We start from the raw sequence: 22,803 nt of genomic DNA, 5'->3' as shown, positions 1-22,803 counted from the left end.
TACACTGCGACGAGCCGGCATCGGTGTGACTGCGGGGCCGGCGCCACTCCGAAATCCACTCTGCAAAGGACTTGAGCGAGATGCCGCAGGACCGAGCCATCGCGAATCGCATCAGCGACATTCCCCGCCATTGGGCCGCCCATGCGCCCGACCACGTGGCCGTGCATGAAGGCGAGCGCACGGTGAGCTTTGCGCAGCTCTGGGAAGGCGTCGGGCTGGCGCGGCAGTATCTGGAGGACCAGGGCGTCGGCACCGGCGACCGGGTCATGATCACCGGCGAAAACTGCCTGGCGGTCATCACGCTGGTCTTTGCGCTATCCGAACTGGGCGCCTGGCCGGTGGTGACCAACGCCCGGCTGACGGCGCGCGAGATCGAGGAAATCCGCGCGCACTGCACGCCGCGGTTGATGCTGTTCACGCACGCCGCGTCCCCCGATGCGCTGCGCCACGGCCTGCGCTACCGCGCCCGCGAGATCGCCCCGCCGGGGCTGGGGCCGCTGATGGCTGCCGATGTGGACGCGCGCAGCGAGCGCGAGCCGCAGGCGCTGGCGCACGAGGTGGCCGCGCTGATCTACACGTCGGGCACCACGGGCCAGCCCAAAGGCGTGATGGTCACGCATCGCGGCCTGCTGCACTATGCGCGCGTCACCGCCGACACCCGCAGGATCGGGCCGGGCGACTGCGCCTACGCGGTGATGCCGATGTCCCATATCTTCGGGCTCGCCACGCTGCTGCTGGCAACCTTCCAGGGCGGCGGCAGCCTGTACCTGGTGGCCCGGTTCAATGTCACCGACGCCTGCGCCGCGCTGCAACGCGACGCGATCTCCATCCTGCAGGGCGTACCGGCCATGTTCAGCCGCATCCTGGTGCACCTGCAGAAGCAGGGCATCGCCACGCTGCACCCCACGCGGCTGCGCTATCTCTATACCGGCGGCGGCCCGCTGGAGCCCACGCTCAAGCGCAACGTCGAAGCCGTCTTCGGCCAGCCGCTGCACCATGGCTATGGCATGACCGAATACGCGGGTTCGTTGTTCATCACCCGCATGGACCGCCCGCGCAGCGACTGCTCGGCCGGCGAGATTGTCGAGGGGGCCGAACTGCGCATCGTCGATGCCAATGGCGAAACGGTGCCACCGGGCACGGCTGGCGAGCTATGGGTGAAAGGCCCGGGCGTCATGCGCGGCTACTATCGGGACCCCATCCAGACGGCGGAGGCCCTGCGCCCCGACGGCTGGCTCAACACGGGCGATATCGGCCGGCTGGGGCCCGATGGCGCGCTGTATATCGTCGGGCGCACGCGCGATCTGATCATCCGCTCGGGCTTCAGCGTCTATCCGATCGAGGTGGAATCGGTCATCAACACGCACCCGTCGGTGCGGATGTCGGCCGTGGTTGGCCGGCCCGCGGCCGATGGCAACGAGGAGATCGTGGCATTCGTGGAGTTGCGCGAGGGCGAGACCTTCGATGCTGCCGAACTGCACGCCTATCTTGCCGAGCGGCTGTCGCCGTACAAGCGGCCCGCGCAGATCGTGCGCGTACCGGCCATTCCCACTACCGCCAGCGGCAAGCTGCACAAGCACCAGTTGCGCGGCATCGTCGCCGAAATGGCCTAGCTTTCTGCACCCAAGCAGCCGGGCGCCCGTGCGCCCGGCCTTCAGGCCGGGTTGCCGGTGCCGTCTTCCACCAGCAGGTCCACCAGCTTGCGCGCGAAGACCGGCAGCGCGTCCAGGTCCGCCACGCAGATCTGCAGCTTGCGTTCGGCCCAGTCGTCCTCGATCTGCACGATATTCAGCGCCATGGTCTGCGCATGGCGGCGCGCGGTGCTCTCCGGCAGCACGCCGATGCCGACATTGGCCTCGATCATCCGGCCCGCCGTCTCGAAATTGCTGACCTGGATGCGCCAGTGCAACTGGCGCTGCAGGTCGGAGGCCGCGCGTTTCAGGAAGTTGTGGATCGCGCTTTCCTCGGGCAGGCCGATGAAGTCGTAGTCCAGCGTCTCGACAAACCGCACCCGCTTGCGCTGGGCCAGCGGGTGGCTCAGCGCCGTGGCCAGCACCAGGCGGTCCAGCCGGTACGGCATCACCTCCAGCCCGTCCATGTTGACGCCGCTGGCGGCGATGCCGATATCGACCATGCCTTCCTGCACGGCCCGCACGATGTCGGGGCTGAGCCGCTCGCGGATATCGACGGTCACGTCGGGATGATTGACCAGGTACGTACGCAACACCCCCGGCAGGAACTCGCTCATGGCCGTGGTGTTGGCGAACACCCGCACATGCCCCTTGATGCCGGACGCGTACTCCTGCAGGTCGCCGCTGAGCTGCTCGATCTGCCGCAGCACCCGGCGCGCGTGGGCCAGCAGCGTCTCGCCGGCGGGCGTGACCTTGACGCCCTGGCTGCTGCGGCTCAGCAGCTTGACGCCCACCTGCTCTTCCAGGTTCTTGATGCGCGTGCTGGCCGCCGGCAGCGACAGGTGGCAACGTTCTGCACCGCGGGTCAGGCTGCTGGCTTCCGCAATATGCGTGAAGAGATTCAGATCGACCAGATCGAAGCGCATGTCGTTGTCTCCAGGGTAACCAGCGATTATCCCCCGAACGCCGGCACTTTTTCCATTCTCGCAATTACCGAGAGGCCTTCACTGCCGGCGAATGCCGGATTCAAAACATGCAAATAGCCGCGCGGCCGCGCATCGGTCAAGCTGTGTCATCGAACCCTCATGGAGACACCCGATGGCAGAAGAACAGACCCTGCTGGTGGACATCGCCGACGGCATTGCCACGCTGACGCTGAACCGCCCCCAGAACAAGAACGCACTGAACGGTCCGATGCGCGACGCCCTGCGCGAAGCCGTGCAGCAGATCCGCGCCGATCGTACGGTGCGTGCCGTGGTGCTGCGCGGCGCCGGCACCGACTTCTGCTCCGGCGGCGATATCCGTGCGATGAACGTCACCGCTGCCGACGCCGGGCGCAATCGCATGGACGACCTGCACGGCTGGATCGCCCTGCTTGTCGATCTGGACCGCCCGGTCGTGGCCGCGGTGGATGGCGTGGCGTACGGCGCCGGGTTCAGCCTGGCATTGCTGGCCGATTTCATCGTGGCCACGCCGCGCGCGCGCTTTTGCATGCCGTTCATGAAGGTCGGCCTGGTGCCCGATTGCGGCGCACTGTACACGCTGCCGCGCGTGGTGGGCATGGCACGCGCCCGGGACCTGGTCTTCAGCGCGCGCGAAGTCGACGCCGAAGAAGCCCGGCAGATTGGCGCCGTGTTCGAGATCGTCGAACAGGACCAGCTTCACGCACGCGCCGGGCAGCTGGCACGTGGACTGGCCGGGACGTCGCCGACGGCGTTCGCGCTGACCAAGCGGGCGCTGAACCAGTCGAACGGCGCCGACGTGCGCGCCATGCTGGAGCTGGAATCGCTCGGCCAGGGCATCGCCTTTACCACGGACTACCACCACGAGGCCGTGCGCCGCTTCAAGGAAAAAGAGCCGCCGCTGTTCCAGTGGCCAAGTTCGGCTGCCTGATGTTTTGCTGCCATCTCACTCAGGTTTGCTCCCCTCTCCCACGGCGTGGGAGAGGGGAGCGCATAACGGCGGATATCGCATTGGCTTGACGCTCACCCCGCCGTAATCCCCGCCGTCTGGATCACCTTGCGCCACTTCTCGATTTCGCTGTGCAGGCGCTGGCGCATCTGGTCCTGCGTGCCGGCGTCCGCTTCGGCGCCAGCCTGCAGCAGCCGCTGCTTGACGCCGGCGTCCTTCATGGCGACGTTGAAATCGGCATTGATCTTGTCGAGGATCGGCTTCGGCGTCTGGGCCGGCGCGAACAGTGCGGCCCAGGAGTAGGCTTCGTAGCCGGGCAGCCCCGATTCGGCAACGGTCGGCACGTCGGGCAACATGCCCGAACGCTTGCGGCTGGCCACGCCCAGCACCTTGATGCGTCCCGACTTGATATGTTGCAGCGCGGTAGGCGCATCGCTGAACATCAGCTGCACCTGGCCGCCCAGCAGGTCATTCATGGCCGGCCCGCTGCCCTTGTACGGTACGTGCTGCAGCTTGGTACCCGCTTCCATGTTGAAGAGCTCGCCCGCCAGGTGCGTGCCGCCACCATTGCCTGACGACCCGTAGGCCAGCGTGTGGCCGCTTTTGGCGTAGGCGATCAGTTCCTTGATGTTGCTGGCCGGCACCGACGGATGCGCGACGACGAACACCGGGAACATCGCCGCAAAGCTGACCGGCGCAAAGTCCTTCTCGATGTCGTACGGCAGCTTGCCCATCAGCGATGGGTTGACCGCGTGATGGATCGACCCCAGGAACAGCGTGTAGCCATCGGGGGCTTCCTTGGCGGCGATGGTGGCGCCGATGGTGCCGCCCGCGCCAGCGCGGTTGTCGATGACGATCGGTTGCTTCCAGATCTCGCCCAGCTTCTGGCTGAAGATGCGCGCGGTGCTGTCCACCGGACCGCCAGGCGGAAATGGCACGATCACGCGCACGGGCTTGGCCGGCCACGTTTCCGTGGCGAACGACGCAAACGGGTACGCCGCGGCGCCGAACAGGCCGGCGGCCAACAGGCGTCGGCGCATGGCGGACGATGGGTTCATGCTGGGTCTCCTTGGGTCGACATCGAACCGGCCTGCTCCTGCAGCACACGCTTGAGGATCTTGCCGTTGTTATTGGTGGGCAGTTCGGCCAGCGCCACGATGCGCGCCGGCCGCTTGTACGGCGCCAGGCGGCCGCGCAAGTGGCTGCGCAGCGCTTCCGGTTCCAGCGCCGCGCCGGGGCGCAGTTCCACGAAGGCGACGATCTCCTCGTTGCCGTCGCCCTCGGCCACGCCGACCACGGCGGACCGCTGGATGCTCGGATGGGTGTTGAGCGCGGCCTCCACCTCGGCCGGGTAGACGTTGAAACCAGAGCGGATGATCATCTCCTTGAGGCGACCGACCACGAACAGCGCGCCATCGGCATGCATCTCGCCGAGGTCGCCGCTGGCGTACCAGCCGCCCTCGCGCATCACCGCTTCGGTGGCCGCCGCATCGCGGAAGTAGCCCGGCATCAGCCCCCTGCCCCGCAGCCAGAGTTCGCCGCGCTGGCCCAGCGGCAATGGCTGGCCGGTGGCGGGATCCGTCACCTGCACCTCGGCCTCGGCCACGGCATAGCCGGCGCTGGTATCGGCGCGCTGCTCGCCCAGACGCGTCACATGGACCGATCCCGCATATTCGGACAGGCCATAGCCATGGTGCAGCGTCAGGCCGAACGTTGCTTCCACGCGCGTCTTCAGCGACAGGTCGAGCGGACCCGCGCCGGTGTAGAGATAGCGCAGCGCCGGAGCCACCGGCTGCGCGATGCCCTGTTCCTGCAGGTAAGCCAGCAGCCGCGAGAACAGCGTGGGCGGCCCCTGCAACTGCGACACGCCGTGACGGGCCAGTGCGTCGAGCAGATCGGCGGGATCGAACTGCGGCCGCATCACCAGCTGGGCGCCGGCCAGCAGCGAACTGAGCAGCACCGTGCCCAGGCCGAAGATATGGGTCATCGGCACGAAGGCATAGCTGCGGTCGGCCGGCCCCAGCGCGCGGGCATCGCGCGTCACTCGAGCGAAATGGATCAGGGCGTCATGCGTCAGCATCACGCCCTTGGGCTCGCCCGTGGTGCCCGATGTGAAGATCAGGGCGGCCACGTCGTCGCGCAGCGGCGCCGGCTCCTGCAGGGCATCGGCACGCACCGCCGACCGATGCATGCCCGGCAGCGACGACGGTGCGGCCCCGAAGCGTTGCGCGTGCGCGGCGGCGGCGCGCGACGCCGCGGCGGTGAAGTACACCAGCCGGGCATCGGCACGGGCGGCGAAGGCATCGATCTCACCGTCGGCCATGCGGGCATTGACGCCGCACGACCACGCGCCCACGCGGCTGCACCCCAGGATCAGCGCGGCGTGCTCGGGACAGTTCTCGGCCACCACCATCACGCGGTCACCGGGCCGCACGTCGAGTTCGCGCAGTTCCGCCTCGGCCGTGTCCGTCAGCGCGCCCAGATCGGCAAAGCTCAGGCTGCGGCCGTCCGGCAGGTGGAGAAACGGTTGATCGGGGGCCTCGGCCAACCAATGGTCAAGCAGCTCATGAATCCGGGTGGTCACGCTAGCCGTCCTTGCTGAATGCGATGAAGAGGTTCGCGCAGCATGGCGCCAAAGCCGGGCAGGCGCCATTCGTAAATCACAAGGGCCGGCTTCGCTGGCCTGAAACCGCGCTGCGGAATGCGGCGGCCGCGCATTTCGGTATCCGGAAGGCTGGATTCGGCAATCTCGAACCAGCGTGGCGTACACGCCCATAGAATCGTTTTCACTGACCGGAGACAGTTCATGGACCTGCGTTTCACAAGAGAAGAAGAAGCCTTTCGCGAGGAAGTCGGCGCCTTTGTGCGGACCAGCCTGCCCGCCGACATCCGCGACAAGGTGCTGGGCCATCGCCGCGTGGAGAAGGACGACTATGTGCGCTGGCACCGCATCCTGCACGCCCAGGGCTGGGGGGCGCCGACGTGGCCCACCGAGTGGGGCGGCACGGGCTGGAACGCGCTGCAGCGCCTGATCTTCGAGATCGAGACCCTTCGCGCCGGCGCGCCGCGCATGCTGCCGTTCGGGCTGACGATGATCGGCCCCGTGCTGATGAAGTACGCCAGCGCCGAGCACAAGGCCCGCTTCCTGCCCCGCATCCCGACCGTGGAAGACTTCTGGTGTCAGGGCTATTCCGAGCCCGGCGCCGGCTCCGACCTGGCATCGCTGCGGACCCGCGCGGTGCGCAAGGGCGACAAGTACATCGTCAACGGTCAGAAGACCTGGACGACGATGGCCCACTTTGCCGACTGGATCTTCTGCCTCGTACGCACGGACGCCGAGGCCAAGCCGCAGGAAGGCATCTCGATGCTGCTGATCGACATGAAGTCGCCGGGGGTGACGGTACGGCCGATCAAGACGCTGGACGGCGGCCATGACGTGAACGAAACCTGGTTCGAGGACGTCGAGGTGCCGGTGGAAAACCTGCTGGGCGAGGAAAACAAGGGCTGGACCTACGCCAAGTACCTGCTGGGGCACGAACGCACCGGCATTGCCGGCATCGGCCACTGCTATCGCGAATTGCGCCAGTTGCGGCACTACGCGGCCGAGACCACCGACGGCCGGGGCCGCCCGCTGATCGAGGACCTGCGCATGCGCGACAAGATCGCCGGCGTGGAGATGGATCTGCTGGCGCTTGAAATGCTGCTGCTGCGCGTCGCCACCCAGGCAGCCGGCACACCCGGTCCCGAGGCGTCGATCGTCAAGATTCGAGGCTCCGAACTGCAGCAGGACATTGCGATGCTGCAGATGGAAGTGGCTGGCCCGAATGGCTGGCCGTATTCGCCGGACTGGATGGAGCCCGGCGTGCCGCAGCCCGTGAGCGGCCCGGACTGGGCCGCGCCCGCCGCATCCACCTATTACGACATGCGCAAGACCACGATCTACGGCGGCTCGACCGAAGTCCAGAAAAACATCATCTCGAAGATGATCATCGGTTTCTAACGCAGGGGACGACAGGCATGGATTTCACTTACAGCGAAGAACAGCAGATGCTGGCCGACAGCCTGCGCCGCTTTGTCGCATCCGAGTATTCGTTCGAACATCGCCGCCGCAATGCGCGCGAGCACGGCGGCTTCGACCGTGCCACGTGGCGGCAACTGGCCGACATGGGCGTGCTGGGCCTGACCGTTCCGGCGGACCACGGCGGCTTTGGCGAGGGCGCGGCCAGCCAGGTGGTGGTGCAACGCGAACTGGGCCGCGGGCTGGTGCAGGAGCCCGTAATTCCGGCGGCCATTGCCACGGCCATCCTGGCGCACCATGCGTCGGCCGCGCAGCAGGCCGAATGGCTGCCCGCCATCGCCGATGGCAGCAAGGTGCTGGCGCTGGCCTATCTGGAACCCGCCACGCGCTATCGGCTGGACGCGGCGCAGACCGTGGCGCGCCAGCGCGGGCCGAACGGCTACGTGCTGAGCGGCGCGAAGTCGGTGGTGTGGCATGGCGGTGCGGCAGATACCTACCTGGTCTCGGCGAAGCTCGATGGCACGCTGGCGCTGTTCCTGGTCAGCCGCGACGCGCCGGGGCTGACCGTGACCGCCTACCCGACCATCGACCGCCTGACCGGCGCGGACCTGAAGCTGACCGATGTGCCGGCCACGCTGGTCACCGTCGACGGGCTGCAGGCGCTCGAACTCGGCATCGACCACGGCATTGCCGCGCAGTGCGCGGCGGCGGCCGGCGCGATGGAGCGGCTGATCGAGATCACTGCCGAATACCTGGGCGCGCGCAAGCAGTTCGGCAAGCCGCTGGCATCGTTCCAGGCGCTGCAGCACCGCATGGCTGACATGCTGCTGCAGAAGGAACTGGCGCTGTCGATGGCCTACGTGGCCGCGCAGGGGCTGGATGCCACCGACGCCGACGAACGCCGTCGCAAGGTATCGGCCGCCAAGGTGGTCACGGCACGCGCGGCACGCCTTGTCGGCCAGCAGGCCGTGCAGCTGCATGGCGGCATGGGCATGACCGACGAACTCGAAGTTGGCGACTATTTCAAGGCGCTGGCCATGACCGATGTGCTGCTCGGCGACACCGACCTGCACAGGGAACGCTACAGCGCCTCCATGGCCCCTATCGCCCCCATCGCCCCCATGGCGGCCTGATCCGCACACCAGACATCAGAAGGAAGACACATCCATGAGCATCCATGGCAAGGCATACATTGTCGGCGCCTACGAGCACCCGACCCGGAAGGCACCGGACAAGACCGTGCCGCAACTGCACGCCGAAAGCGCCCGCGGCGCGCTGGAAGACGCCGGCCTGACGCTGGCCGACGTGGACGGCTACTTCTGCGCGGGCGACGCGCCCGGCCTGGGCATGGTCAACATGGTCGACTACCTGGGACTGAACGCGCGCCATGTGGATTCGAGCGAAATGGGCGGATCGTCCTATATCGCGCACGTCTCGCACGCGGCGCAGGCGATTGCCGCCGGCAAGTGCAACGTGGCGCTGATCACGCTGGCCGGGCGTCCACGCTCGGAGGGCTCCAGCGGCACGCAGGCCCGCAACTGGGGCGCGAACCTGCCCGACCAGCCGTTCGAGGCGCCGTTCAGCCCCGTCACCGTCAACCTGTACGCGATGGTGGCGCAGCGCCACATGTACGAGTTCGGCACCACGCCCGAACAGCTGGCGTGGATCAAGGTGGCCGCCTCGCATCACGCACAGCACAACCCCAACGCGATGTTGCGTGAATTGGTGACGGTCGAGGACGTACTGAACTCGCCGATGATCTCCGACCCGCTGCACCGGCTGGACTGCTGCGTGGTATCCGACGGCGGCGGTGCGCTGGTGGTGGCGCGCCCCGAGATTGCGGCGAAGCTGAACCGGCCGAAGATCAAGGTGCTGGGCGCGGGCGAACACGTCAAGGGCCTGCTCGGCGGCCAGGTGGACCTGTCATGGTCGGCCGCCCGCGTGTCCGGCGCGGCAGCCTTTGCCGAGGCTGGCGTCACCCCGTCCGATATCCAGTACGCATCGATCTACGACAGCTTCACCATCACCGTGCTGATGCAGCTGGAAGACCTGGGCTTCTGCAAGAAAGGCGAAGGCGGCAAGTTCGTGATGGACGGCAACCTGATCTCGGGCGTGGGCAAGCTGCCGGTCAACACCGATGGCGGCGGGCTGTGCAACAACCACCCGGCCAACCGCGGCGGCATCACCAAGGTGATCGAGGCCGTACGCCAGCTGCGCGGCGAGGCCCATCCGGCCGTGCAGGTCAAGAACTGCCAGCTTGCGCTGGCCCAGGGGACCGGCGGCTACATGGGATCGCGCCATGGCTCGGCCACCCTGATCCTGGAACGCGAATAAGCGCGAGGCTAACCATGACCACTCCCTACGTTCCCACCGTTCTCAAGTCCCCGGACGAACTGCCCGACAACGCGCCGTTCTGGCAAGCCGCCCGCGAAGGCCGCCTGCTGGTGCGCCACTGCAAGTCGTGCGGCAAGCCCCACTGGTATCCGCGTGCGTTGTGCCCGTTCTGCATGGGCGACACCGACTGGAAGGACGCCAGCGGCCTGGGCGAGATCTACTCGTTCAGCATCACCCGCCGCGCGGGCCCCAATCCGTTCTGCATCGCCTATGTGAAGCTCGATGAAGGCGTGACCATGCTCACCCATATCGTCGATACGGACCTGGACAGCGTGCGCATCGGCCAGCGCGTGAAGGTGCGATTTGCCGAGACCGAAGGCGGCGCGCCCGTGCCCGTCTTCGCGCCGGCCGAAGCGTCCTGAGCGGAGCAGCCGATGGCCATCCGCTACCAGCACCTGCGCAACCGCGCCTTTCCCCCGGTGCGCCAGCACTACACGATGCGCGACACCATGCTGTACGCGCTGAGCCTGGGCCTGGGCAACGACCCGATGAACGGGTCGGCCCTGCCCTTCGTCTACGAAGGCACGCCGGGCGGGCTGCGCGCGCTGCCGTCGCAGGCCGTGGTGCTGGGCTATCCCGGCTTCTGGGCCCGCGAGCCCGATACCGGCATCGACTGGGTCAAGCTGTTGCACGGCGAGCAGCGGCTGCGGCTGCATTGCCCGCTGCCCGCCGATGCCGAGGTGGTGGGTCATAACCGCATCACCCACCTGACCGACAAGGGCGCAGGCAAAGGCGCCATCATGGTCACGGAGCGCCGGCTGGAAACCGTACAAGGCGAGTTGCTGGCCACCATCCAGCAAGTGTCGTTCCTGCGCGGCGACGGCGGCTACAGCTCGCTCGATGGCGGCCAACCCAGCGACGAACCGCTGCCGGCACTGCGCCCGGTGCCCGAAGACCGTCCGCCCGATTTCGTCGATACCCAGCCCACGCGGCCCGAGGCGGCGCTACTGTACCGCCTGATGGGCGACTTTAATCCGCTACACGCCGATCCTGCCGTGGCCGGCGCAGCCGGATTCGAGCGGCCGATTCTGCATGGCCTGGCCAGCTACGGGCTGGTGGCCCACGCGTTGCTGCGCCAATGCGCGGGGCATGACCCGGCACGGCTGCGCGCGTTCGATATCCGCTTTGCCGCGCCGGTGTTCCCCGGGGAGACGCTGGTGACGGAGATCTGGCGCGACCCGCAACATGCCGGCCAGTTCCAGCTGCGCGCCAGGGTGCTGGAGCGCGACAAGGTCGTGCTCAGCCATGGCTGGGCCGAGATTGCCTGATTGCCCGCCCGCCCAATTCGCCTGATTTCTTCGCTATGACCGCTTCCAACGAACCCACCCACGGCCTGCCGCCGCCGTCGCGGCAGACCGGCGCCCTCAGCCATCTGCGCGTACTGGACCTGTCGCGCGTGCTGGCGGGTCCATGGTGTACGCAGAACCTGGCCGACATGGGCGCCGACGTCATCAAGATCGAGAAGCCCGGCGCCGGCGACGACACCCGGCATTGGGGGCCGCCGTACCTGGATGGCGATGACGGACCCACGCGCCAGGCCAGCTACTTCGCGGCGTGCAACCGCAACAAGCGCTCGGTGACCGTGGACATCGCCACGGCCGAGGGCCAGAAGCTGGTGCGCGAACTGGCGCAGCAGAGCGACGTGGTCATCGAGAACTACAAGACCGGCAGCCTCAAGCGCTACGGGCTCGACTACGCGACGCTCGGCGCGCTGAACCCGCGCCTGGTCTACTGCTCGATTACCGGGTTCGGCCAGACCGGGCCCTATGCCGCACGGCCCGGTTATGACCTGCTGGTGCAGGCCATGAGCGGGCTGATGAGCATCACGGGCCAGCCCGATGGCGAACCGGGCGGCGGCCCGTTGCGCGTAGGCGTGGCGGTGATCGACGTGTTCACGGGCATGTATGCCACCACGGCCATCCTTGGCGCGATCGAGGCCCGCCACCACACCGGGCGCGGCCAGCAGATCGACATCGCGCTGCTCGACGTGGCCATGGCGGTACTGGCCAACCAGGGCGCCGGGTACCTGAACGCGGGCGTCGTGCCGACGCGGCAGGGCAATGTGCATCCGAGCGTGGTGCCATACCAGGACTTTCCGACCCGGGACGGCAACATGCTGCTGGCCATCGGCAATGACGGCCAGTTCGCGCGTTTCTGCGAAGTGGCTGATGTCGACTGGGCACGCGACGAGCGTTACGCCACCAACAGCGCTCGCGTCACCCATCGCGACACGCTGATTCCGATGATGTGCGATGTCACGCGCGCGAGGCCTACCCACGAATGGATTGGCCTGCTCGAGGCGGCGTCGGTGCCCTGCGGCCCGATCAACGACATCGGGCAGGCGTTCGCCGACGCGCACGTGCAGCATCGCGGGCTGCGTGTGGAGCAGTATCGCTATGCGACGTCCGACCGTCCAGAGGCGGACACCGTGAACCGCATCTGCTCCACCGCCAGTCCGCTACGGTTGTCCGATACGCCGCCCACGCTGCGCCACGCGCCGCCCGCGCTGGGCCAGCACACGGACGAAGTGCTGCGCGAATGCCTGGGGCTGGGGCCGCAAGCCGTGGCGGACCTGCGCGCCAAGGGCGTGCTCTAGCCGGCTCCCGACATGCGGCTCAGCATCGAGTCGGCGTCGCACCTGCGCCTGGCGCGGCTGGCGCCGGCGTTTCCGGTCACGGTCACGGCCACGCGTGGCACGGCCGTTTTGCGGCGCGACGGATTCGATCGCATGCTGGTACCGGGCCTGCCGTGCAAGGTCGAACCGTTCCAGGGCTTCGACCTGCTGGTGGCCGGCACCATGGCGCAGCCAGCCGGCTGTCGGATCGACATCGCGCCGGAGACTGATCATTCCGGCCACGCGCTGCTGCATCGCGTGCTGTCGCGGCGCATCTTTCTGCAACCTGATCTGCCATGGCGTGCCGAATTCGCTGCCGGCTTGCTGGGCGTGCCGCCCGAACGTATCCGGCGCGCATTGTTTGCGGAAGGTGCGGCCTTCGGAGACCTGTGCCGGACGCAGCGGCTGATGCGGCTGCTGTTCGAGGCACCGCACGGGCGCGCCGGCCTGCCGTCGCTGAAACGCAGCGTAGGCTGGCCGCCGGGCCATGACGTGGAAGCATCATTCCATGACAGATTCGGCATCCCGCTCGATCTGCTGCGGCATGCCAAGGCCACCCACGCTGCGCGACGCCATGCGGGCCAGCCCGTACGGGTTCCGCAGCCTGCGACGCACTATTGGCCCAGCCTATCCCCCGCATAACAAACCGGTCTTGGACGCTATACCCGGAAAGGCGGATCATCGCAGTCAACGGTTTCCCCCACCCCCGGAGTCTTTGATGAAGTCCGCCCTGCTCGCCCTGTGTGGCGCAGCCTCCCTCCTTGCCTCGCTGTCCGCCGTTGCCGGTCCCGACTTTGCCGTGATCGAGCGCGCGCGTGCCAACGCCCATCAGCGTCAGCAGGTCAGGCCCGCCGCATGCCATTGCGACACCGCGACCGGCCCAGGCACCGGCGTAGCCACCACCCCCTCCATCCCGTCGGCCAGCGCGCCGAAGGCAGCGCTCGCGCCGATCCATACGAGCTGACACCGCCGGCAGGCAAATTCCTGCGCAGGCTCCCGTCAGCGCCGCCGCACGGCCGGCTTCGGCCACGAAGTCGATGAACCGACGCACACGCTGAATCTCCTAAGTCGCTTTTCGAAAACATTCACTTCGGCGCTGGCGCGCAATCGGGGAATATCGGTGCCATTCGCATCGATCCCCAGGAATCCAGCCACCCATGTCCGCCTGCGGCAGCCAGCGCGGCGCCACCGTCCGACTGTCCCTGCGCCACAGGCTGGCCAGCCTGACGGCGGCGGTGGCGCTCGCCCTGCCGGGCATTGCCCACGCGTGGACGGCGGGCGGCAACGGCGGCGCCGCGGCCGCCACGGCGTCGCCCGATACGCATTCGGGTCCGTATCGCGGCATCGTGGGCCCCGTGGGAACACCGGAACCCGCGCCGGCCGAGCCGCCGCTATGGGACCGCGCGCTGCCCTTCTTCGCCCAGCGCGTGATCGACAAGGGCTACAACCTGCCCAATCCGTACGACATCGGCTATTCGTACTTCGACGGCTACCAGCGTTACCAGCTTGGCGACCTGCAGGTATCCGCCGGCAGCAATCCGCTGCGTGCGGCTGACTTCGTCCAGTTCCAGCAATCGCGCATCCACAACACGTCGAACCAGGTGCAGGTGGGGGCCTGGCTGTTTCCGTTCATGAATGTGTACGGGATCGTCGGCAACGTGCAGGGCAGCGGATCGATCGACATCGGTTTTTCGTCGCTGACCGATCTGGAACGCTTCTTCGGCATCAACGTCGGCTGTGGCGGGCGCCGGCCACGGGCGGCTTGCAGCCAGCCGATCAAGCTGCCCACCCAGCACGCCAACTACAGCGGGCACACCTATGGCGGCGGATTCACGCTGGTAGGCACTTACAGGCAGCTGTTCTTTTCGCTGCCGGTGACGTACACGGTGGCGGACATCACCATGTCCGAGACGCCCATCAAGTCGATCAACATCGGGCCCCGGGTGGGCTGGAATATCCGGCTGGGCCATGGGCTGGGCCTGCTGACCCCGTATGTCGGCGCCACGTACTTTCGCACGCGCGCCACCATCACAGGGCATTTCGACGTGCCGCTGCCCGACACCGATGGCCAGACCGCGCGGCTGAACTACCGGATCGGCGAGCATGTGACGGGGTACTGGAGCGGCTCTGTCGGCGCCAGCTGGACGATCAACCGCAGCTTCGGCCTGCTGATGGAGGTGGGCTATGGCTACAACCGCAACAACATCATCGCCACCGGGTTCTTCCGGTTCTGACGACCATGCGCGCCGCCCCGCTTCCGGCCACGCTGTGCACGATGCTGCTGGCAGTCTGCGCCGGCAGCGCGGGGGCGCAGACGTCCACCGCCGACGCGGCGCCGGAGCCCCGGCCCGAGTCCGAGCATGTGAGCTGGATCGACAAGGTGCTGAACAAGCTCGGCGCGTCGAAGGAAGTGGACCTGAGCCATGGCATCGATTGGGGCGTGCTGCCCGGACCGTTCTACAACCCCGAGATGGGACTGGGCGTCGGGGCCGCCGCGGTGGGCCTGTACAAGCCGAAGAACGCCGAGAAGGACACGCAGCTGTCGACGCTGAACCTGCACGGCTTTCTGACCACGTCGGGTGCCGTGGGAATCGGCGTGGACAACAACACGTTCTTCGCCGACGACAGCTATCGCTTTGTCTTCAGCGGCGCCCTGATCAACATGCCGACCTCGTACTGGGGCATCGGCTACGACAACGCCATCAACGGCGCCAACAAGGAAGGCTACACGCGTCGCGGCATCGTGGTGCAGCCCCGCGTCATGGTGCGGGTGCGCCCCAATATCTACGTGGGCGGCGGCTACGATTTCGAGTATGACAATGCCGCCCAGCTGGAGCGTGGCGCCAGCAGCGCACTGGCCACTGACCCGCACGGCACGCGGGTGCTCAGCAGCGGCCTGACTGCGCATTTCTCGTACGACACGCGCGACTTCCTGCCGAACCCCTACAAGGGCCAGGCGCTTCTGGTCAATGGCACGGTCTACCGGCGCGCCATCGGCAGCGACAACGACTTCGAATCGCTGGAAATCATCTACGACAACTACTTCCGGATGCGCGATCGCGATGTGCTGGCCTTCGACGTCTACGGCAAGTTCAACTGGGGCGATGTGCCGTGGAGCATGATGTCCAAGCTCGGGGACAACCGGCGCATGCGCGGCTATTTCATGGGCCAGTATCGCGACAAGGCCATGCTGACCGCGCAGGTGGAATACCGCTGGCATATCGCCGGGCGCCAGGGCATGGTGTTCTGGGCCGCCACCGGCGCCATCGCCGGCAACCCCGGCGCCCTGACGTCGGCCCACTGGCTGCCGAACGCGGGCGTGGGCTACCGCTTCGAGTTCAAGCCACGCGTGAACGTGCGGTTCGACGTCGGCGTCGGCCGCAGCACCAAGGGCGTCTACTTCCAGATCAACGAGGCGTTCTGAACACCCCGGGATCTTCGAGGCCCATGAAAAACGCCGCGGACCCTTCGGCCCGCGGCGCCGTGATGCCTGACGGCAGCCGGAATTACTTGCCCAGCTTCATGCTCGTGGCGTTGGCCGTCAGGTAACCGACCGAGGCGCCCAGGCCGTTCTTGTAGTTGGCGAACACCAGCGGCTCCACCTGCGCCTTGACCTGCGCCTTGATGCCGTCGCCAGCGTGCTGGAAGTTGCTCATGATGTAGGTCCAGCCGTTGATCTCGTCCACGGCGTGCAGACCCGTGGATTCCGCACCGGCCGGCACCGACATCAGGCGCGACAGCTTCTTCGTGTCGACGTTGTACGCCCACAGGAAGTTGTTGGTGTGGCGGCTGCTGTCCTCGCCGATGAACAGCGTGCGCAGCTTTTCCGAGAACTTCAGGTTGTCCGGGTTGCCGATGGTTTCCGGGTCCGCCGTATTGCCCAGCGCGTCAGCCGTGATGTCCTTGCCGACGATCAGCGCCTGGGTATGCACCGGCATCCATTCGCTGTTGATGGGGGCGCCGGCCGTGTCCTTCTGGCCGCCGGCCAGCTTGTGCTGCAGTACGCCGCCGGAGTTGATGGCAGCCGGCACGCTGATACCGCTCTCGGCGTACCAGCCCTTGGCCGTGTTGTTGGCCACCATCGAATCGACGATGTTCTGCAGCGCGGAGTAGGCGATCTTGTCCTTGATGTTGACCGTGGTGCCTTCCATCTTGGTGAAGCCCATGCTGCCGCCCTTCAGCGCTGCGTAGCGGTGGGTTTCCAGGAATGCGGCGACCAGTTCCTTGCCCGGCTTGACGCGGACCCACTGCGCCGCACCGCTGAGCATGATCTTCGTGTACGTGCTGTCCGACGGATCGGTAGCCGAGTAATCCATGATGTCGGCGAACGTGTGCGACTTGGCCCAGGCTTCCACCTGCGCGCTCGTGGCATGGCCCAGCCTGATCCAGGCAAGGTCGGCACCGGGTGCGGCGGGGTCCACCGAGAAGCCCGAACCAACCTTGGCCACGTAGAGCGTACCGGCGGACAGGTCCTTTTCCTGGTCCGCGACGAACACGAACAGGCCGCTGTTGGTGGCGTCGTCGCCCATCAGCACGGTGCGGTTGTCAGGCATCACCTGCACCAGTTCGTGCGAGATACGGCCCACGCAGTAGTGCTTCTTGATCGAGCCCGTGCCGTCGGGGTTGACCGTGACTTCCGGCAGGTGGCCGTACAGGTAGGGGTTGAACTTGATCGTCGAGGTGCCGTACAGGTTCAGCGCATAGTCGATGCACTGCTGGTTCGTGTCGGCAGTGCGCGCGTCCGGCTCGTACTCTTCGCTCGACAGGTGGGTGTTCCACGGCGACAGGCTGGCGCCGCAGGTAATCCACAGGCCGTTGGCGCCCGACGTGTCCACGTTGTGGTACTTCACCAGCGTCAGCTTGCCCGTGGCGGGGTCCTGGTCCAGCGTCAGCACGGCGATCGGGGACGGCAGGCGGCCGTACATGTCCTTGGCCTTGGCCTGGTCCCACGTCGTGTATTCGAACTGCACCACGGCGAAGACCGTGTTGCCCTTCACGCCGGCCACCTTGGCGCCGTCGATCTTCAGCAGCGACGTCCCGTCCGGCGAATCGGAGAAAAACTGCTTGTTGCCGCTCACCGACGGATCGATGATCGGGCTGTTGTTGATGTTGAAGTAGCCGCCGGCCAGGATCTGGCCGCCGTTGCCGTCCGGCACCATGTCGCCGGTCATGAAGAACGGCTGGTACGCCAGCTTGTAGGTCTGCGTGCTGCCGTCGCTCAGCTTCACAGACAGGCTCGAGCCGACCGTGGTCGTGGCCATGGCAGCCGGTTTGCTCAGTGAAGGCGCGGCCATGCCCGTGAACTCGGCCGAAACGAAGCTCGGCGTGACGGTGCCCGGGGGCGTGGTGGCGCCCGGGGTCACGGCAGGCGCATCGTCGCCGCCGCCGCAACCCGCCAGCAGCGAGGTGGAAGCCAGGCCCAGCGGCAGCATCGGCGCGCCGGCCAGGAGTTTCAGGGCCTTGCGGCGCGAAGCGTCAGGTTTTTCGAACATCTGTATGGTTCCCGTCTGGTTGTTATCGAACGCGCCATGCCCATGGCCGGCCATTCGCGCTTGTGAGGTCGGCGGCACAAGACCGCGCCGCAACGCATCCTATGGACCGTTTATGACAACAAGTTGAACCCGACGTGAATGACTCATACATCCAACACCCTGTTGCATGTCCCGCCGAGGGGGCGGTACAAATCGCAGGCAAAAAAAACGCCGCAGCCCGAATCTGGCCGCAGCGTGTCAATTCGCCGGTCCGCGCGACACCCACTATGTCGCCCGTTGCACCCCATTTCTGGTTCGACCGGCTTGTCCTTTCATGGCAGAGGAAAACCGCCACCGGGACGGATCGTAGTGGCGATCCATGTCAGCCGCATGACAACGTGTCCTGACATATGACCAGGCCAATCCATGGCTGATGTTTGCGGGCCAAGGGGCAAGCGGGGCCGTCGAATGGCTGACACAGTGTTGTGAAAATCAAACGGATACAGGAAACCACTGCCGATTTTTTCTCATGAGCACCAGAAATTCAGGTATTTGCGGAATATGTCATCTTTAGCCTATTGAAGTGATCAATCCGGGGGGATATGGTTCTGCGCATAATATTTTCCACGGCAATATATGCAACTCCGTGCATATATTGTTCGCCCCAGCCGGAAAAACAATGATCCATTCCATGACGGGACGCACCCAGCGTCTCCAGCCGCCCTCATTCCCGGCCCCTTCGGGCCATGCCGGCGCGCGTTCGCGTGCCCGGTTCCGTTTATCCGTTTTGTAGCAACCCGTAGCAACCGTCGCCATTTCCGGGCCAAAACGTCTCTGAAAGCCCGGCACGGCGACAACCTCTGGAGGTCATCCGCACCGAGGGTGTGACGGGGTCAACCGACGGGCCAGCCAGACCCGGCGGACGCGCCAGACTGCACGGACGGATTACCGAGGATCCACGACTGGAGAACATCCAATGAGCAGTGTTATGAATGAAGGCGGCATGGCGTCCCAAGGGCCGGCGCCGTTCTTCTCGAAGGAAGCGACCTACGCCAAGCCGGGATTTTCCCGCTGGATGGTGCCGCCCGCCGCGCTGGCGGTACATCTCTGTATCGGCCAGGCCTATGCATTCTCGGTATTCAATGCCCCCCTTTCCAAGGTGATCGGCATTACCGAATCCGCAGCTGACGACTGGAAGCTGACCACGCTGGGCTGGATTTTCTCGCTGGCGATTTTCTTCCTGGGCATTTCGGCCGCATTTGCCGGCAAATGGCTGGAGCGCGTCGGCCCCCGCCGCACGATGTTCACGGCGGCCTGCTGCTTTGGCGGCGGCTTCCTGATTTCGGCGCTGGGCGTCTATACCCACCAGATCGTCCTGCTTTACCTGGGCTACGGCGTGCTGGGCGGCATCGGGCTGGGCCTTGGCTATGTGTCGCCGGTGTCGACGCTGATCCGCTGGTTCCCGGACCGCCGCGGCATGGCTACCGGCATGGCCATCATGGGCTTCGGCGGCGGCGCGATGATTGCCGCGCCGCTGTCCGTGGCGCTGATGAACTACTTCAAGAGCGCCACCTCGGTGGGCGTGACCCAGACCTTCCTGGTCATGGGCGTGGGCTACTTCATCTCGATGACCATCGGCTCGCTGGCGATCCGCGTCCCGCCGCCGGGCTGGAAGCCGGAAGGCTGGACCCCGCCCGTGGTCGAGAACAAGATGATCACGCGTAACCACGTGCATATCGACGAGGCACTGAAGACGCCGCAGTTCTACCTGCTGTGGCTGGTGCTGTTCCTGAACGTGACGGCCGGTATCGGCGTGCTCGGCCAGGCGTCGCTGCTGATCCAGGAAAGCTTCAAGGGCAGCGTGACCGCCGCGGCCGCCGCCGGCTTCGTGGGCCTGCTGTCGCTGTTCAACATGGGTGGCCGCTTCTTCTGGGCCTCGTCGTCGGACTGGATCGGCCGCAAGAACACCTACTTCGTGTTCTTCGCGCTGGGCGCCGTGCTGTACTGGCTGGTGCCGCAACTGGGCGCCAGCGGCAATATCGCGCTGTTCGTGCTGGGCTACTGCGTGATCATGTCGATGTACGGCGGCGGTTTCGCCACCATCCCGGCCTACCTGGCCGACATGTTCGGTACCGCCTTCGTGGGCGGCATCCACGGCCGTCTGCTGACCGCCTGGGCGGCTGCAGGCATTGCCGGCCCGGTGCTGGTGAACTACATCCGCGAATACCAGGTGGCGCACGGCGTGACCGGCGCCCAGGCCTATGCCATGACGCTGCACATCATGGCCGCCCTGCTGGTGGTGGGTTTCATCTGCAACCTGCTGGTGTCGCGCGTCAACGCGAAGCACCACATGAGCGATGCCGACGTCGCCAGGCTGGGCGCCAGTGCCGGCGCGGCCCACTGATCAGGAGTCATGCAAATGGAAAACCAGAACCTTAACGCACAACCGACCAACAAGGCCCTGCTGGCGGCCTTCTGGCTCTACGTGCTGGTCCCGCTGGTGTGGGGTGTGTCGAACACCATCACCCAGGCGATGAAGCTGTTCCAGTAAGCGCCTGCCCGCCCTGGGCAAGCACCAAAGGCCGCAAGCGATTGCGGCCTTTTTTCTTTTTTGCGGCATCGCACGGCAGGAATGCTGCATTCCGCACGCCGGCCTTGCACATTGCCGCCGGCTTCATACACTTGACGGGCCTACCTACCCTGGAGTTCACATGAAGATCGACCTGTCGGGCAAGACCGCCCTGGTAACCGGATCCACCGCCGGCATCGGCTTTGCCACGGCGCGCGGCCTGGCCGGCTCGGGCGCACGCGTGATTCTCAACGGCCGCAGCCAGGCCAGTGTCGACAAGGCCATCGCGGCGCTGAACGCCGCCGTGCCCGGTGCCGACGTGGCCGGCTTTGCCGGCGACCTGGTCGATGCCGCCGTCTGCGACACGCTGGTCAAGACCCATCCCGACATCGACATCCTGGTGAACAACCTTGGCATCTTCCAGCCGCAGGACTTCTTCGAGATTCCGGACAGCGAATGGTCGCGCTTCTTCGAAGTCAACGTGCTGACCGGGGTGCGGCTGTCGCGTGCCTATGCGCCGGGCATGGTCCAGCGCAAGTGGGGCCGCATCGTGTTCGTGGCCTCGGAGTCAGGGGTCAACATCCCGGTGGAGATGATCCACTACGGGTTCACCAAGACCGCCCAGCTGGCGGTGTCGCGCGGGCTGGCCAAGCGGCTGGCCGGCACCGGCGTGACGGTCAATTCGGTGCTGCCCGGCCCCACGCTGTCCGAGGGCGTCGAAGCCATGCTCAAGGACGACATCGCGAAGACCGGCAAATCGGCCGAAGAGGTGGCCGCCGATTTCGTCAAGGCGCACCGCAGCACGTCGCTGATCCAGCGTGCGGCCACGGTCGACGAGGTGGCCAACATGATCGTCTACGCGTGCTCCACGCAGGCGTCGGCCACCACGGGCGCCGCGCTGCGCGTGGATGGGGGTGTGGTCGATACGATCCTCTGAACGGCAGACCTGGTCCGTCCGCCTACCCGCGCCGGTGGCGTACCAGCGCGGCCATGGCGGCCGAGGCGCCCACCACCAGCGCCGTCGTCAGGATCGGATGGCGGGTGGAGGCCGTATAGGGACACGATTTCATGGTCCGGCGATCTCCGGTCCGCTCTATCAGACTGTTGCCGGCGGCGTGCAGCGCGTTGTCGTCGCGCGGCCCCGCCGGCATGGCGGTCTGCTGGGCGCGGCCCATAAAGCGCCGCATGAAGCGGTCGAACGCGTGCGGCGCGTAGTATGCCGCTGCCGAATACGCCTTGGCGGATGCCCCCACGAACATGTCGCGGCGCGGGTGTTCCGCGGCAAACAGGATCGCCTCGGCGGCCATCGATGGGTCGTAGAGCGGCGACGCCTGCCTCGGCTCCACGTGGAGGAAGTTCTTCGCGTGGGTGACGATGGGCGTATCCATCCCCGCCGCCTTGATCAGCGTGACCGACACCGGCGCCTTTTCCTGCTCGAGCTCCAGCCGCAGCGTGTCGGTAAAGCCCTTGATCGCATGCTGCGACGCCACATACGCGCTTTGCAGCGGCAACGGACAGTCGCAGGACTCGCTTCCCATGTTGATGATGGCGCCGCCGTTCTGGCGCAGGTGCGCCACGGCGGCCAGCGATCCGTGCACGACGCCCCAGTAGTTCGTTTCGAACAGCCGCCGATGATCTTCGAGCGGCACATCGTCGTGGCGACCGAAGATCGTCACGCCGGCGTTGTTGATCCAGGTATCGAATCCGCCAAAACGGTCAATCGCCGCCTGCGCGACCGCGGCCACGTCCTCGTGCTTGCCGACATCGGCCGCGACGGTGATGACTTCGGTGCCGTGTTCACGAAGTTCCTCGGCCAGTTTCTGCAAGGCATCCTCGCCGCGCGCCACCAGCACCAGCCTGGCGCCCAGCGCGGCAGCCTTGCGGGCGGTGATAAGTCCCACGCCGCTCGTGGCGCCCGTCAGCACGATGACCTGCGAGCCAATCTTCTTCAGCGTCTTCATGTTGCCTCTCTAGCTGGGGATGGAAAGGATTGGGCCCAAGCCCGTTGCTGCCAATCGCACATCCCGTGCCCGCACGGGGCAGCCGCGTGCGCCGATGTGCACCGCAGCAAGTCCGGTCAGGAATTACAAACCCGGAAACAAACCCGGGAAAAATCCGCCCCCCCGTTGTAGGACGGCCCCCGCTTTCGCACGTGGGGGGCGCTGCCTAAGCTGAAATGACTCCACCGCCTCAGA

At 66.5% G+C, this 22,803-nt stretch carries 20 protein-coding genes; 15 read left to right on the top strand and 5 right to left on the bottom strand.

All coding sequences use genetic code 11. The annotated features are described in order from the left end of the window. Window positions 1–80 precede the first annotated feature (80 nt). On the top strand, window positions 81–1,613 hold the full coding sequence (locus AC3G88_RS09865; protein WP_488772685.1) for a class I adenylate-forming enzyme family protein: 1,533 nt from the start codon (window positions 81–83) through the stop codon (window positions 1,611–1,613). A 41-nt stretch (window positions 1,614–1,654) separates the two neighbouring features. Here the strand turns inward: AC3G88_RS09865 and AC3G88_RS09860 are convergent, their stop codons facing one another. Next, the gene (locus tag AC3G88_RS09860) at window positions 1,655–2,557 is read right to left on the bottom strand and encodes a LysR family transcriptional regulator (protein WP_153949424.1); all 903 of its coding nucleotides are present in this window, start codon (window positions 2,555–2,557) and stop codon (window positions 1,655–1,657) included. Between the two features lie 172 nt (window positions 2,558–2,729). On the opposite strand from AC3G88_RS09860, the gene AC3G88_RS09855 reads away from it, so the two are divergent. After that, window positions 2,730–3,524: an enoyl-CoA hydratase/isomerase family protein gene (locus AC3G88_RS09855; RefSeq protein WP_488772686.1), complete on the top strand. Its 795-nt coding sequence runs from the start codon at window positions 2,730–2,732 to the stop codon at window positions 3,522–3,524. Between the two features lie 92 nt (window positions 3,525–3,616). Here the strand turns inward: AC3G88_RS09855 and AC3G88_RS09850 are convergent, their stop codons facing one another. Beyond that, window positions 3,617–4,600, bottom strand: a complete 984-nt coding sequence (locus tag AC3G88_RS09850) for a tripartite tricarboxylate transporter substrate binding protein (RefSeq protein WP_488772687.1) — start codon at window positions 4,598–4,600, stop codon at window positions 3,617–3,619. Further along, window positions 4,597–6,126: a class I adenylate-forming enzyme family protein gene (locus AC3G88_RS09845; protein ID WP_488772688.1), complete on the bottom strand. Its 1,530-nt coding sequence runs from the start codon at window positions 6,124–6,126 to the stop codon at window positions 4,597–4,599. The genes AC3G88_RS09850 and AC3G88_RS09845 overlap by 4 nt, the downstream gene beginning before the upstream one ends. Window positions 6,127–6,348: 222 nt before the next feature. Here AC3G88_RS09845 and AC3G88_RS09840 point away from each other — a divergent pair, with 222 nt between their 5' ends. From AC3G88_RS09840 to AC3G88_RS09795, 10 genes are all read left to right on the top strand, one after another. Then, entirely contained in the window at window positions 6,349–7,542 is a 1,194-nt protein-coding gene (locus AC3G88_RS09840; RefSeq protein ID WP_488772689.1) for an acyl-CoA dehydrogenase family protein, read from the top strand. Between the two features lie 17 nt (window positions 7,543–7,559). Continuing rightward, the gene (locus AC3G88_RS09835) at window positions 7,560–8,693 is read left to right on the top strand and encodes an acyl-CoA dehydrogenase family protein (protein ID WP_488772690.1); all 1,134 of its coding nucleotides are present in this window, start codon (window positions 7,560–7,562) and stop codon (window positions 8,691–8,693) included. Window positions 8,694–8,727: 34 nt separating this feature from the next. After that, window positions 8,728–9,894 carry a thiolase domain-containing protein gene (locus AC3G88_RS09830; protein WP_153949419.1) on the top strand — a complete coding sequence of 389 codons (1,167 nt, stop codon included), beginning with the start codon at window positions 8,728–8,730 and terminating at the stop codon, window positions 9,892–9,894. Window positions 9,895–9,908: 14 nt separating this feature from the next. Next, window positions 9,909–10,316 (top strand): Zn-ribbon domain-containing OB-fold protein, encoded by a 408-nt coding sequence (locus tag AC3G88_RS09825; protein WP_153949418.1) that lies wholly within the window; start codon window positions 9,909–9,911, stop codon window positions 10,314–10,316. 12 nt (window positions 10,317–10,328) lie between these two features. Then, entirely contained in the window at window positions 10,329–11,222 is an 894-nt protein-coding gene (locus AC3G88_RS09820; RefSeq protein WP_488772691.1) for a MaoC family dehydratase, read from the top strand. A 35-nt stretch (window positions 11,223–11,257) separates the two neighbouring features. Further along, window positions 11,258–12,550 carry a CaiB/BaiF CoA transferase family protein gene (locus AC3G88_RS09815; protein WP_488893363.1) on the top strand — a complete coding sequence of 431 codons (1,293 nt, stop codon included), beginning with the start codon at window positions 11,258–11,260 and terminating at the stop codon, window positions 12,548–12,550. 12 nt (window positions 12,551–12,562) lie between these two features. After that, window positions 12,563–13,210: an AraC family transcriptional regulator gene (locus AC3G88_RS09810; protein WP_488772693.1), complete on the top strand. Its 648-nt coding sequence runs from the start codon at window positions 12,563–12,565 to the stop codon at window positions 13,208–13,210. Between the two features lie 76 nt (window positions 13,211–13,286). Beyond that, window positions 13,287–13,532 carry a hypothetical protein gene (locus tag AC3G88_RS09805; RefSeq protein WP_488772694.1) on the top strand — a complete coding sequence of 82 codons (246 nt, stop codon included), beginning with the start codon at window positions 13,287–13,289 and terminating at the stop codon, window positions 13,530–13,532. Between the two features lie 193 nt (window positions 13,533–13,725). Next, window positions 13,726–14,802: a hypothetical protein gene (locus tag AC3G88_RS09800; RefSeq protein ID WP_488772695.1), complete on the top strand. Its 1,077-nt coding sequence runs from the start codon at window positions 13,726–13,728 to the stop codon at window positions 14,800–14,802. Between the two features lie 5 nt (window positions 14,803–14,807). After that, window positions 14,808–15,992 (top strand): BamA/TamA family outer membrane protein, encoded by a 1,185-nt coding sequence (locus AC3G88_RS09795; RefSeq protein ID WP_488772696.1) that lies wholly within the window; start codon window positions 14,808–14,810, stop codon window positions 15,990–15,992. Between the two features lie 82 nt (window positions 15,993–16,074). On the opposite strand, the gene AC3G88_RS09790 is transcribed toward AC3G88_RS09795, so the two are convergent. After that, window positions 16,075–18,060, bottom strand: coding sequence for a PhoX family protein (locus tag AC3G88_RS09790; RefSeq protein WP_488772697.1), 1,986 nt, complete (start codon window positions 18,058–18,060; stop codon window positions 16,075–16,077). 955 nt (window positions 18,061–19,015) lie between these two features. Between AC3G88_RS09790 and AC3G88_RS09785 the strand changes: the two genes are divergently transcribed. The 3 genes from AC3G88_RS09785 to AC3G88_RS09775 all read left to right on the top strand — a co-directional run bounded on the left by AC3G88_RS09785 (window position 19,016) and on the right by AC3G88_RS09775 (window position 21,545). Continuing rightward, entirely contained in the window at window positions 19,016–20,443 is a 1,428-nt protein-coding gene (locus AC3G88_RS09785; protein WP_488772698.1) for an L-lactate MFS transporter, read from the top strand. Window positions 20,444–20,452: 9 nt separating this feature from the next. Next, on the top strand, window positions 20,453–20,590 hold the full coding sequence (locus AC3G88_RS09780) for an MFS transporter small subunit (RefSeq protein WP_488772699.1): 138 nt from the start codon (window positions 20,453–20,455) through the stop codon (window positions 20,588–20,590). Between the two features lie 160 nt (window positions 20,591–20,750). After that, on the top strand, window positions 20,751–21,545 hold the full coding sequence (locus tag AC3G88_RS09775; RefSeq protein ID WP_488772700.1) for an SDR family NAD(P)-dependent oxidoreductase: 795 nt from the start codon (window positions 20,751–20,753) through the stop codon (window positions 21,543–21,545). Between the two features lie 22 nt (window positions 21,546–21,567). On the opposite strand, the gene AC3G88_RS09770 is transcribed toward AC3G88_RS09775, so the two are convergent. After that, window positions 21,568–22,569 (bottom strand): SDR family oxidoreductase, encoded by a 1,002-nt coding sequence (locus AC3G88_RS09770; RefSeq protein ID WP_488772701.1) that lies wholly within the window; start codon window positions 22,567–22,569, stop codon window positions 21,568–21,570. Between the last annotated feature and the right edge of the window lie 234 nt (window positions 22,570–22,803).

It is taken from the genome of Cupriavidus sp. 86D6, assembly GCF_057815095.1.
The sequence above is the reverse complement of the archived record's forward strand: the minus strand, read 5'-3'. Positions and strand labels throughout refer to the sequence as shown.